This is a genomic window from Arthrobacter sp. NPDC055138, assembly GCF_053607305.1.
Window position 1 is genome coordinate 350341 of the sequence record NZ_JBSGTH010000004.1, and the last position, 12495, is coordinate 362835.

Annotated in this window: 12 protein-coding genes; 4 read left to right on the forward strand and 8 right to left on the reverse strand. The window is 67.2% G+C overall.

The window, feature by feature from the left end:
- Positions 1-271: 271 nt before the first annotated feature.
- Together ACWF5H_RS12240 and ACWF5H_RS12245 are read right to left on the reverse strand one after the other, a co-directional pair.
- Entirely contained in the window at positions 272-1024 is a 753-nt protein-coding gene (locus ACWF5H_RS12240) for a pullulanase X25 domain-containing protein (RefSeq protein ID WP_452037159.1), read from the reverse strand.
- Positions 1025-1172: 148 nt separating this feature from the next.
- Entirely contained in the window at positions 1173-2219 is a 1047-nt protein-coding gene (locus tag ACWF5H_RS12245; RefSeq protein ID WP_452037161.1) for an NAD(P)-dependent alcohol dehydrogenase, read from the reverse strand.
- A gap of 101 nt (positions 2220-2320) precedes the next feature.
- Here ACWF5H_RS12245 and ACWF5H_RS12250 point away from each other — a divergent pair, with 101 nt between their 5' ends.
- Positions 2321-3016, forward strand: a complete 696-nt coding sequence (locus tag ACWF5H_RS12250) for a TetR/AcrR family transcriptional regulator (protein WP_452037163.1) — start codon at positions 2321-2323, stop codon at positions 3014-3016.
- 144 nt (positions 3017-3160) lie between these two features.
- On the opposite strand, the gene ACWF5H_RS12255 is transcribed toward ACWF5H_RS12250, so the two are convergent.
- Positions 3161-5767, reverse strand: a complete 2607-nt coding sequence (locus ACWF5H_RS12255) for an ATP-dependent Clp protease ATP-binding subunit (protein WP_452037165.1) — start codon at positions 5765-5767, stop codon at positions 3161-3163.
- 196 nt (positions 5768-5963) lie between these two features.
- Between ACWF5H_RS12255 and ACWF5H_RS12260 the strand changes: the two genes are divergently transcribed.
- Positions 5964-6374 (forward strand): LexA family protein, encoded by a 411-nt coding sequence (locus ACWF5H_RS12260; protein WP_452037366.1) that lies wholly within the window; start codon positions 5964-5966, stop codon positions 6372-6374.
- Entirely contained in the window at positions 6367-7674 is a 1308-nt protein-coding gene (locus ACWF5H_RS12265; RefSeq protein WP_452037166.1) for a Y-family DNA polymerase, read from the forward strand. The genes ACWF5H_RS12260 and ACWF5H_RS12265 overlap by 8 nt, the downstream gene beginning before the upstream one ends.
- 3 nt (positions 7675-7677) lie before the next feature.
- Here the strand turns inward: ACWF5H_RS12265 and ACWF5H_RS12270 are convergent, their stop codons facing one another.
- The 5 genes from ACWF5H_RS12270 to ACWF5H_RS12290 form a co-directional block, all read right to left on the reverse strand.
- Entirely contained in the window at positions 7678-8223 is a 546-nt protein-coding gene (locus ACWF5H_RS12270) for a hypothetical protein (RefSeq protein WP_452037167.1), read from the reverse strand.
- A gap of 320 nt (positions 8224-8543) precedes the next feature.
- Positions 8544-8753: a hypothetical protein gene (locus ACWF5H_RS12275; RefSeq protein WP_452037168.1), complete on the reverse strand. Its 210-nt coding sequence runs from the start codon at positions 8751-8753 to the stop codon at positions 8544-8546.
- A 63-nt stretch (positions 8754-8816) separates the two neighbouring features.
- A complete protein-coding gene (locus ACWF5H_RS12280) occupies positions 8817-9236 on the reverse strand; it encodes a hypothetical protein (RefSeq protein WP_452037169.1) in 420 nt (139 codons plus the stop codon).
- 46 nt (positions 9237-9282) lie between these two features.
- The gene (locus ACWF5H_RS12285; protein ID WP_364645638.1) at positions 9283-9492 is read right to left on the reverse strand and encodes a hypothetical protein; all 210 of its coding nucleotides are present in this window, start codon (positions 9490-9492) and stop codon (positions 9283-9285) included.
- Between the two features lie 78 nt (positions 9493-9570).
- Positions 9571-10641 (reverse strand): NAD-dependent epimerase/dehydratase family protein, encoded by a 1071-nt coding sequence (locus ACWF5H_RS12290; protein WP_452037170.1) that lies wholly within the window; start codon positions 10639-10641, stop codon positions 9571-9573.
- A gap of 309 nt (positions 10642-10950) precedes the next feature.
- Between ACWF5H_RS12290 and ACWF5H_RS12295 the strand changes: the two genes are divergently transcribed.
- Positions 10951-12387, forward strand: coding sequence for an aldehyde dehydrogenase family protein (locus tag ACWF5H_RS12295; protein ID WP_452037172.1), 1437 nt, complete (start codon positions 10951-10953; stop codon positions 12385-12387).
- The last annotated feature ends 108 nt before the right edge of the window (positions 12388-12495 follow it).

Sequence of the window (12495 nt, forward strand, 5' to 3'; positions counted from 1 at the left end):
TCCTTCGAGGTTTTGGCGCCAGCCGGACCTGAAGTAGTTGCGCATGATGCGCAGCTCTGCGCCATGTGAGACATCGTGACAGTTGGGTCACGGACCAGTCAAGGGTTCCGGGCGGGCGCTTGGTGCAGCTGGTTAGCGCCCGGAAAAAGTACGACGGCGGGCCCGCGCCCTGCCCTTTCCCTCACCTCGGGTGCGCCCCCGTCAGGACGTTGCCGGCCGGGAAGTTTCACTCTTCTCTTCCCGGGCCGGCAACGTGCGGTCCTAATCAGGCTCAGGCAGGAGTCAGCTGGGACGCCGGGGCAAGATCGCGGCTGTTGTGGTCGTACGCGATGGTGACCGCTCCGCCGTCGTGCTGGAACTCGTGGTTGGCTCCATCGAGGAGACCATAGGCCCCGTAGTTTTCCTCCCACGAACCGTTGAGCGCGAACTTGAAGGCGTAGCGTCCGGCCGGCAGTTCGCCGTCCAGCCGCCACAATTCGTCGGCTGGGTCGAAGCGCATCTGCACCGCGTCGGCGGCGGGATCCCAGTCCCGGTCGGCGCCGAGCAGGACGCCGAAGTCGCCTACCACCGCCACGGAGGCTGGCTGGTCGGTGGGCCGACCCGACTCCGCTGCCTGGTTCGGCGCTTCCGGCGGGGCGGCACGCTTTGCGTCCACCGCCGGAGCCGGCGCGTCCTCCACCCGTGCCGGCGCGTCGGGCAGCGGGGTTCCCGCATCGAGCGCTTCTGCCAGCTCGGACGGGCTGGCGAAAGCAGCGATGGCCCGCAGCCCGTCTTCGGTGACGGCCCATCCGCCGCGGCCCTTGGACATCCAGCCCGCCTTGACCAGGCGGGCGGTCGCCGTCGTCAGGTTCTTGAAGCCGCGCGGCACTCCGCCGCTGAGCAGTTCCTGTTCGTGCGCGGTCGGCGGTACGCGTCGCAACGCTTCGCTGATCACCTCGCGGGCATCGGGGCGGGTGCCGTTGGCGGCCGCATCGGCCAGGATCTCGAGGACGGGTCTGAGTCGCAGATGGGCATTGTTGGGCATAGCCGTGGCTCCTTCGCGGTGCAGCCTAAACGGGTGACGCTCCCAGTCTGGGACCCCAGCCGTGGTGTGCGCCACTGTTTGGCGTTGTGTGTCGGAGCACATCGATGCCATTTCGCAGATCCGTCCGGCGAGGGAAGCCTGGCATTGGCTAAATGATGATGACGGCCTTGCCTCGAATTTCTCCGGCGTCCAAGCGGGTGATCGCTTCCGGCATCTGCTCCAGCGGGTAGGTCTGGTCGATGCTCGGCATCACTTCGCCGGAGGCGATCATTTCAGCCAGCCGCTCGAATTCCGTGGCGTTCTCGCGTGCCATGAACATGACAAAGCGCTGCCGACTGAAGAGGGACAGGAGCATGCCGCCGATCGGTCTGAACAAGCCACCTGTCCAGCGGTCGCCATCTTCGCCGCCGACAATGACTGCCGTACCGCCAGGGGCCAGTGCCCGGCGCAGGCGCTTCAATGACGGGTTGCCGGCCACGTCGACGATCAAGTCGTAGCGGCGGCCCCCGGCGGCGAAGTCCTCGCGGGTGTAGTCGATGACGGTTTCGGCACCGAGTTCTCGCACCAGATCCGCCTTGGCGGCACTGCACACGCCGGTGACGGTCGCGCCCATGGCGGTGGCGATCTGCACGGCGTAGGTCCCCACACCTCCGGAGGCGCCGGTGATCAGCACCTGCTGTCCTGCTTGAAGTTTGCCTGCGTCGCGCAGGGCCTGCAGGGCGGTCGTCCCGGACACCGGCACCGCGGCCGCCTGCTCGAAGGTCAGAGCGGCCGGCTTCAGTGCCAGCATTTTCTCCGCGGCCACCGCGTATTCCGCGAAGGAGCCCTTGCCGTAGCCGAAGACCTCGTCTCCGACCGCAAACCGCGTGACGGCAGCGCCCACCGCGGCCACCGTTCCCGCAACATCGAGCCCCAGAATCGGATTCTTCGGAGTGCGCAAGCCCGACACGACGCGGACCGGGTAGGGCAGGCCGGTGGCCATGTGCCACGTTCCGCGATCCAGCCCGGCCGCGCGGACTCGGATGAGCACCTGGTTGTCGGCGATGTCCGGCACTGCGACGGTGTCCAGCTGCAGCGCTTCGGCCAATCCGTACTTGAGCTGGACCATGGCGCGCATGGTTCGGTCCGGTGCGGGGGCCTTGCTCTTCGACTGGGGTGTCTGGGCTGCCGGCGCGGAGGACTTTTGCGGTTCCATGGAGGTTTCCTTCCCGAGGATTTGACGGTGGAGCTGCTGATGTGTCGTACTTTGTACGAAGTTATCGTACAAAGTACGAGAATGCTATAGTCACGGGAACAATGACTGAAAAATCTGCTGCTCCAGAACGTCTTCCGCTCAGCCGCGAACGCGTAGTGCAGGCCGCTATGGCTATCGCCGATGACGGCGGGCTTGCCGGGCTGACCATCCGCTCGCTGGCCAAGTCCCTGGAAACCAAGCCGATGTCCCTGTACCACTACGTCCGCAACAAGGACGAGATCCTGGATGGCATTGTGGATGCCATTTTCAACGAGATCGAGATGCCGGCCCCGGGCGGCGAGTGGAAGGCCGAGCTGAAACGGCGGGCAACCTCCGCCCGCAACGTGCTGCGCCGCCATCCTTGGGCGATTGCCCTGATGGAATCCCGGACGACGCCAGGGGCGGCGAACCTCCGCCACCATGACGCGGTCCTCGGCACCCTCCGCGCGGCCGGCTTTTCCCTGTCCCTGGCGGCGCACACCTACGCTCTGCTGGATGCGTACGTTTATGGCTCAGCCCTGCAGGAGGCATCGCTGCCGTTCGACGGGTCGGAAAGCCTGGCGGAAGTGGCCCGGCCAATGGTGGAAATGTTCAGTACGGGGGACTACCCGCATCTCCAGGAGTTCGCGATGCAGCACGTGCTGCAGCCGGGCTACGATTTCGGCGAAGAGTTCGACTTCGGCCTGGACCTGATCCTCGATGGCCTCGCCGCCCATCTGCCGCATCCCGTCGGTGGCGTCGAGGCCAGGGAGGCCTAGCGCGCTCGCCCCGGACGCGTCGTCCAGGGATGTTGCAGGAGACCTCGAAGATTGCACGCAACGGCGAGGGCGGGACACCACATCGACGAACTGGTCGAATCATGTGCCCCGCCCTCTGCCTAGGCGGAACGGGTACCGGGTCGGCTAAGCGGCCGCGGCCAGGCCGTCGGCCGCGACCCGGAGGCCATCCTCCCCTGCAGTCACGCGGATCCGGCCGCCGTCGGCCACCGACTCGGCCACCAGCAGGTCCGCAATCCGGTCGTCCAGTTCGCGCTGGATCACGCGGCGCAGCGGACGGGCGCCATATTCCGGTTCGTAGCCGGCCTCGGCGATCCACTCCACCGCGTCCTCGTCCACGGCCAGCGAGATGCCCTGGGCGGCTAGCCGGGCCTCGGACCGATGCAATTGCAGTCGCACGATGGAGCGTAACTGCTCCTTCTCCAGCTTGCGGAACAGCACAATCTCGTCGATCCGGTTCAAGAACTCCGGCCGCATGGCCTCGCGCAGCCGGCCCATCACTCGGGCACGCAGGTCCTGCTCGGACGCGAAGCCGTCCACGCCGTTATTGGAAGTGAAGCCCAACGCTCCGCCCTTGCTGGCCAGGAATTCCGACCCGAGGTTGGACGTCATGATCACCACGGTGTTCCGGAAATCCACGGTGCGGCCCTGACCATCGGTGAGGCGTCCGTCGTCGAGCACCTGCAGCAGCAGGTTGAAAACGTCCGGGTGCGCCTTTTCCACCTCATCCAGCAGCACCACCGAGTACGGGTGCCGGCGGACCCGCTCGGTCAGCTGGCCGGCCTCGCCGTAACCGACGTAGCCCGGAGGTGCGCCGACCAGCCGCGAGACGGTGTGGCGCTCGCCGTATTCGCTCATGTCGAAGCGCACCATAGCGTTCTCGTCACCGAACAGCGACTCCGCTAGCGCCTTGGCCAGCTCGGTTTTTCCCACCCCGGTGGGGCCAAGGAAGAGGAAGCTGCCGACGGGCCGGCCCTCGTCGCCCATGCCGGTGCGGTTGCGCCGCACGGACTTGGCGATCGCGGTCACCGCATCGTCCTGCCCGATCACCCGGGCATGCAGGTCCTCCTCCAGACGGGCCAGCCGCTGCCGGTCGCCCTGGGTCAGGCGGGCGGCCGGAATGCCGGTGGCACGGGCAATGATTTCGGCAATCTCCGCCTCGCCCACCACGTCGGAGGGCACGACGCCGGGGCGCGCCCCGCCGTCGTTGTCTTCCGTCGCGTCGGTGGCTGGCTCGGCAGCGGAATCGATCGTGGCCTTCAGCTGCTCGATGTCATCGCGCAGCGTGGACGCATCCTCGTAGCGTTCCTCGGCGACGGCGGCGTTCTTGGCCGACTCCAGCTCCGCAAGCTGTCCGCGCAGCGCCGCCACATCCACGCGGGGGCCGCGGCGCAGGCTCAGCCGGGCGCCGGCCTGGTCGATCAGGTCGATCGCCTTGTCCGGCAGGAAACGGTCGGTGATGTACCGCGAGGACATCTCGACGGCGGCCCGGATGGCTCCGTCGGTGTAGATCACCTGGTGGTGCTCCTCGTAGCGGTCCTTCAGCCCGGCCAGGATCTTCACGGCATCCTCGATCGAGGGTTCGCCCACCGTCACCGGCTGGAACCGGCGCTCCAAGGCCGGATCCTTTTCCACCGTGCGGTATTCGCCCAGTGTGGTGGCGCCGACCAGGTGCAGCTCGCCGCGGGCCAGCCGGGGCTTGAGGATGTTGCCGGCATCCATTCCGCCCTCGCCGCCACCGCCGGCGCCGACCACGGTGTGCAGTTCGTCGATGAAGACGATCAGCTCGCCGCTGGCTGCGCTGATCTCGTCCATGGTCTTGGTCAGGCGTTCCTCGAAGTCGCCGCGGTATTTGGTGCCGGCCAGCATGCCGGGCAGGTCCAGCGACACCACGCGCTTGCCGCGCAGTTGCTCCGGGACGTCGCCGTCCACGATCGCCTGGGCCAGTCCTTCCACGATGGCGGTCTTGCCGACCCCGGCCTCGCCGATCAGCACCGGGTTGTTCTTGGTGCGGCGGGCCAGGATCTCGATGGTCTGCGCGATCTCGTCGGCGCGGCCGATCACCGGGTCCAGGTGGTTCTCGCGGGCCCGGGCGGTCAGGTCAAGGCCGAACTGGTCCAGCATGGGCGTGGCGGAGTTGGGGCTTGGCGCCTGCCCGGTGGCGGCGCCGCCCGGGTGGCTTTGGGCCGCCTGGGTCTGCGCCTGGGCCGCTTCCGCGGCATTGGCCTGCTGCAGCGCCTGCGGGGTGACCCCGGCGTCGGCCAAGATCTGGCCGGCAGCGGTTTCCTGGTTGAGGACGAACGCGGCGAAGAGGTGCTCCGGGTCAATGTAGGTGGAGCCAAAGGCGCGGGCCACCTGGTGCGCATCCAGCAGGGCGCGCTGGGCCGAGGGCGTCAGGGACGCCGCCTCGCTGATGGGATCGGCCTTTTCCGGCAGGCGCTGCTCGGCGGCGCTGACAATGTCCTGCGGACCGGTGCCGGTGAGCTTGATCTGGCCGGCAGCCGGTTCCTGTTCGGCCATGACGCGCAGAATATGCAGCGCATCCACTTCCGTGTGGCCGAGTCCAGCGGCAAATGCGGCCGCCTGCGCCAGCACCTCGTGAGTACGGCGGCTGAGCAGCCGGGTGAGATCGACCGTGCGGCGGGACTGCGCCGCGCGCTGGCCCTGCAGGTAGCGGACCAGGAAATCGTCGAATGATCCGTTGCCGGATGCGGGTCCGAAGAACAGTGGCATTGATGATCCTCCTGTGGAGTTGAGTGCCTTCGACTCATGTTAACGCTTCGTACTCAAGAATATTCCAAACGATTCGTAAACTTGAGTCAAGGTGACTCACTCTCGACGATCATCGAAACGGCAGCCTGACCACGTTGCCCGGTGCTAACCTTGTCTTCGAAGGTTTGTTCGAAGATGGGGGCTTGTCATGTTCGGTCTGGAGCGGCCCTCCGGCGCGTCGGCCGGCCCTGAGCTGGGGGACGGGACACCCGAGGACGCGCGTGGTTTTCCCTCCCCGGCACGGGATTATTTCCACGGCGGCATCGACCTGAACCGGCATCTGATCCGGGACCGGACTAGTACCTTCGTGATGCGGGTGGCCGGTAACTCGATGGCAGCGGCCGGGATCTGTGACGGCGATGAGCTGATCGTGGACCGATCGCTGGAGCCACGCGACGGATCGGTGGTCATCGCGGTGCTGGACGGGGAGCTGGTGGTGCGGCGCCTGCACTTGGGCGCCGACGGTGTGCGCCTTCAGACCGACGACGGCGGTGTCCCCACCGAGGTGGGCGAACTTGGCGACTTGAGCATTTGGGGCGTGGCCACGCGCTGCCTGCACCATGTCTAGCCACGGACCCGCCGAATCACAGCAGCTCCGTGAACGGATCGCGCTGGTGGACGTCAACAACTTCTACGTCTCCTGCGAGCGGGTGTTCGACCCGTCGCTCGAGGGACGCCCCGTCGTCGTGCTGTCCAACAACGACGGCTGCGTGGTGGCGCGCTCCGAGGAAGCCAAACAGCTGGGGCTGAAGACCGGCACTCCGTGGTTCCAGGTGGCGCCCCGCGCCAAGGCCTGGGGGTTGGTGGCGAAATCCAGCAATTACGAGCTCTACGGAGACCTCAGCGCCCGGGTGATGGAAGTGCTGGGCCGGTTCGGGGCTTGGCAGGAGGTCTACTCGATCGATGAGTCGTTCCTGGGCTTGCCCGGGGATGAGGCGCAGTTGCGGGAGACAGCGGCCCGGATCCGTGCCGCCGTGGTCAGGCAGGTGGGGGTTCCGGTCTCCGTCGGCGTGGCCGGGACCAAGACGCTGGCCAAGTTCGCCAACCACATTGCCAAACGGAATCCACAGATGGCGGGTGTCTGCTCGCTCGGGTCGATGCCGGGACCGGACATCGAATGGATCCAGTCGCGCGTTCCCGTGACCGGGCTCTGGGGTGTGGGCGGGCGGACCGGGAAACGGCTGAATGCCATCGGGATCGAGTCGATCGCCGATTTGAAGGCCGCGGATCCACAACTGATCCGCAAGAAGTTCTCCGTGGTGCTGCAGCGGACGGTGCTGGAACTGAATGGCACGGCCTGCATTCCGCATACCGAGGAACGGGCCGACAAGCAGCAGATCATGTTCTCGCGCAGCTTCTCCACGCCGGTGACCACGCTGGAGGAGATGGACCAGGTGATGGCTGTCTACGCCCAGCGCGGTGCGGCCCGGATGGCTGCCGAGGGGCTGCGCGCCTCGGTGCTGACGGTGACGGCCGGTACCAGCAGGTTCGCCGGGGGAGAGGCATCGTTTCCCGCAGCCAGCGTCCACCTCCCGGCACCCACGCAGGATCCGATTCAGCTGACCAAGGCCGCGGTGGCCGCGATGCGCGGCTGCCTCATTCCCGGCGCGCACTATGTCCGGGCAGGCGTACTGCTGTCCGGGCTGGAACCGGCGGCCGGACAGGATGCCTTCGACCCGTTCGTCAGCGACCTGGACCAGCGGAACATCGGCGACTTGCTCGGTGCCGTCCGGTCCAAGTTCGGCGAAGCCGCCATCGGGCTTGGCCAAGGCGGGCTGGCGGCGCCGGCGGCGTGGTCCATGAAACGCGAATTCTCCTCGCCGCGCTACACCACCGAGTGGTCAGAGCTTCCGGTGGTTAAGGCCTAGGCATCAGCTGCCGGAGGCGGAGTCTAGCCGCAGCGGCGGTACTCGGGTGTGGCAGATGCTTTCGAACGCGGTGGAGTCGGTTAGTTGGACGGGCAAGACCACCGCGGCGGCATGCCGGGGGCGCTCTGGCCGAGCCAACAGCGTCAAAGAAGCGCAGGACGGCGCCCCGGCAAAGGCGGCCTCGCGGGCCAGCGCCCACCAGCCGTCGGCGGGATGGGCAATGCCCAGCAACTGCCGCATCTCCGGCACCCGCAGCCACGCCAAGGGTGTTGTCCCTTCGGCGGGTCCGCCGCCAATGGCGTCCAGGCGTTGCCCGTCGGCTCCGGTGGCCAGCATCCCCACGAGTAGGGGTTCGCTGGCGGCGACCCGGGTCAGCAAGCCGATCCAGATGGCTTCTCCGTCCGGGGAAGGCACCGTCAGGCCCTCGGAACCGGCGCAGAACGGCAAGGCCCCCAGGCTGGTGGGGGCGGCGTAAACCACACCGTGGTCGGGATAACGGTAGCGCTGAAACGAGACCGACAAGTGCGGTGTCAGCTTGTACTCAAACACTGCGCTTGATCCACATCGCTGCCGCCCGCTGCGCCGATCTGGCCACGGACGCCGTCATGAAGGATGGGAAGGTTCTTGGCCACGGCTCACGCTTCTATCCGCAGTTCCGAGCACCTCGTGACACGAGGGGCGCCTCCGCAAACGGGGCGTGGCATCGGTTTAGTCCCGCCGGCGTTACTGGGGCGTTACGGCCGTCCAGCAAAAAGGTCAGGAGGGCAGTGCATGCCTGCCGCAGGGAATCTCCTTCAGGGCGGGGCATAGAGTGAGGGCAGGGCTTGTGGTCCCTGCCCTCACTCTATGCTGCTCTCACCGGCGCGATTTTAGTCGCTGGGGCTGGTGTCCGTGGTCAGGCCGCGGTCGTCCGGCGTTTTCCGGTCTTTCTCTTCAGCCGGCCCGGGCGGTGCGCTCATGTCCTTTTTGTTCCCAGCCTTCGCCGCGGAGTCGGTTTGCGTCTCGTCTTCGGGGATGCCTACATCCTCCGAAGGGTCCTCTTGGCCGCGTGGCTTTTCGTCCTGGTTGCTTTCGGTCATGCCCGTCCTTCCGTCAGTTGCTCGTTGGATCCGGTTCGTGCCCGCTAGCTGCGTTCCGAGGAGTCAGGCTCCGGGTCCCGGGGGCCGAAGGTCGTCGCTGCCGCCGGTGGCAGGCCGGCCCGGCATGGCGCCGCCCTCGTCCGTCCAGTCTTGTCCCGTCTGGTCGTTGAGGGCAGGGTCCGAGACGGTGTCGGTGGTCGTGGTCCCGGTATAGGCCCCGCCGCCGTCCTTCCCATGCTTGCCGGGCAACTTGGCGGCCGCGGCTGACCCGGCCTTCTTGGCAGCCTCGGTGAGTTGCTCTGCGACTTCCGGGGCCTTGTCCTTGACCACGTCCGTTGCTTCGTGGACCTTGTCCTGCACCGTTGGGTTGTGCCATAGCTCTTGGCTCTTGGTTTTCAGCGAATCATAAGCCGACCGTCCCGACTTCGAGCCCAGGACGAATCCTAGGGCCAGACCGGCGCCGAACATGAGTTTCCCTTTCACAGGGTGCTCCTTTCATACGGTGGGTGATGGAAGTGTTGCCCGAGGTCTAGGGGAACGGCGCGTTGGGAGTATCGCCTTCGCCGTCGTGGTCCTTGTCGCCGTAGGCTTTCTTGGCCAGATCCTCGGCCAACTTCTCGTCGCCGTGGACCGGGATGTGCGCTTCATGGACGTCGTCGTGGTCGGCCGCGCCGGCGGGCCGGGCTTCGCCTTCCAGATCGTCCGGCTGATCCTGGCGGGGAGTCTCGCTGTGGTCCATCAGGTCCTCCTTCTCGAGTGTTTCGTTCTGGGGAGCGGACCGGACACCGTGTTGCCGCGCGGCGCCCTGTGGCTCAGACTACGCGCCGGTCCGCTGTTCCGCACGGGTCCAACGGCTCCGCGGGCGCATGGCCGGTGATTCCTGAACGCCTCCCGCGGCGGCCATACCGTCGAGCACCTCCCGGATCGCCGAGACCGAATCAACCCGCGGTTTCCATCCGAGTTCCGTCCGCGCGCGGTTGGTGTCCATCACCGGTGCGGCGCGGGCCATGTCCACCCATCCCGGGTCACTGGCCAGCAGCCGGACCGACCATGCAGCCCCCACCAGCAACCGGACGAGCGGCACGGGGACGGGGAGCCAGCGGCGGGCACCGAACAGGCCCGCGACCAGCCCTGGCGTGATGACCGGCTCGGCGGCCACGTTGAAGGCGCCCCGGGCACCTTGATCCAGCACGCGCCAATAAGCGTCCGCCACGTCGTCCGCGTGCAGCGCCTGGAAGACAAATTCCTCCGGGAACGGGAACAACGGCACCCGCAGCCGGTTAACAAAGAACTTGGGAATCCACGGCCCCACAAAGTAGCGGCCAATCTGGCTGCCGGCCTGGCTCTGGAAGATCAGGCCCGGCCGCAACCGTGCCACCTTGATCTCAGGATGGTCGTCGGCAAACTGGTCCAACAGGTCTTCTTGCTGCCCCTTGAACCGGCTGTAGTGCGAGGTCTCGATGCCGCGGGCCGGCCAGTCTTCGTTAATGCGGGACTCTTTCGGCCCCGGGCTGTACGCGCCCACCGACGAAGCGCACACAACATGCCCCACACCGGCGTTGACGGCCGCGGCGAGCACGTTCGCGGTGCCGTCCACGTTCACCCGGCGCATCTGCTCTTCGTCGTGGTTCGGCTGAAGCACCCAAGCGAGATGGACGACGGCGTCGCACCCCTTGAAAGCCTCGGCGAGCCTTTGCCGCGCATCGGCTGCGCCCACGTCCAGCGCAACCCAGGTGACGCCGTCGTACGGTGCTTGAGTGGACTCCGGCACGCGCCGGGCGATGCCGACAATCTCCAGATCATCCGCACGTTCGCTCTGTGCGGCATGCAGGCGCCGCAAAAGCGCTGTTCCCACGTTTCCGCTGGCTCCGACCACCGCAATTCGCATGCTCCCGACGCTACCGCCGATGCCGGGGCTTGGCGAGGGCCGGAAGCGGGCAGGGGCAGGGTGAGCAGGTGCCGGTGTCAGTCGGTCCCAAGGCGTAACCGCAGGTCAGCGCGTTGTTTATCTGGAACGTTGAACGTGTTCCCTAGAAGTTTCAGGTCTTTGTTTACCGGCAAGGGGCGGCCCACGGGGCAGCCGCTAAAGGAACCTGTGCGCTCAGCGTCAAGTCCTCGGCACGCAAAGTCTAAGTAGCCCCGCCGGGTCTGCGGCAAGCTGGAGGCAGTTGTCGTCAGAGACGGGGAGGAAAAAACCATGACCACCGAAACCACTGTCGAGGGTACGTTCGCTACCGCTGCGGATTTGCTCGCAGCAATCCAGCCGGCCGAGGGCGGGCGGGAGATCAAGGATCCGGCCACCGGTGAGCTCGTCGGCCGCGTGGCCGAGCCCGGCGTCGCCGAACTGGACGCCGCGGTCGAGGCCGCCCGCCGCGTGCAGCCGAATTGGGCCGGCCGCGGCCACACCGAGCGGAGCGAGTACCTGAACCGGGCCGCCGATGCGGTGGAGGCGAATGCCGAGGCGCTGGCCGAGCTGCTCTCGCGCGAGCAGGGTAAGCCGCTGAACGGGCCGAACGCCCGGTTTGAGGTCGGTGCGTGCGCGGGCTGGCTGCGAGCCACCGCCGCCTTCGAACTGGAACCGGAAACGCTGGTGGAGGAAGACGGCAACCGCGCCGAGCTGCACTACCGGCCGCTGGGCGTGGTGGGCGCCATCGGGCCGTGGAACTGGCCGATGATGATCAGCATCTGGCAGCTGGCTCCGGCGCTGCGGATGGGCAACACCGTGGTGATGAAGCCCTCCGAATACACACCGCTCTCTGTGCTGGCGCTGGCCGAGGTGCTCAACACCGTGCTGCCGGCGGACGTGCTGCATGTGGTTCCGGGCGGCCGCGACGTGGGCGAGGCGCTCTCCGCGCATACGGGCATCGACAAGGTCATGTTCACCGGTTCCACCGCCACCGGTAAGGCGATCATCCGTTCCTCCGCGGACACGGTAAAGCGCCTGACCCTGGAACTGGGTGGCAACGACGCCGGCATCGTGCTGCCGGACGCCGATCCGAAGGCCGCCGCGCAGGACCTGTTCTGGGGTGCGTTCATCAACACCGGGCAGACCTGTGCAGCGCTGAAGCGGCTGTATGTGCACGAGGATATTTACGACGACGTGTGCGCCGCGCTCACCGAGGTCGCCGAGCAAATGCCGATGGGCGTCGGGCTCGACGAGAACAACGTGTTGGGCCCGCTGCAGAACAAGGCCCAGTACGACATCGTGGCGAAGCTGGTGCAGGCGGCGAAGGATTCAGGCGCCCGCGTGCTCACCGGAGGCAACCCGGACGAGGGCCAGGCCGGCTACTTCTACCCGGCGACGCTGGTGGCGGATATCGACAACGACAACCCGCTGGTGGCCGAGGAACAGTTCGGCCCGGCGCTGCCGATCATCAAGTACTCCACGGTGGACGAGGCGGTGGCCATGGCCAACGGCCTGAAGGTCGGCCTGGGCGCCTCGGTCTGGTCCTCCGACCCGGCCAAGGCCCGCGAGGTGGCGGCCCGGATCGAGGCTGGAACGGTCTGGATCAACAAGCACGGCGCCATCGATCCGCGGGTGCCGTTCGGCGGGGCCAAGCAGTCCGGCTACGGACTGGAGTTCGGCGTCGAGGGCCTGAAGCAGCTCGGCTCCCCGCAGGTCATCGCCGGCTAGCCACAGCGGCTGTCAACGAAGCAGGTCCGGCCGGAAACAATCCGTCCGGGCCTGCCGCGCCAGACGACGGCGGGGGAGCCCCGCCGTCGTTATTCTGCATTCTGAACC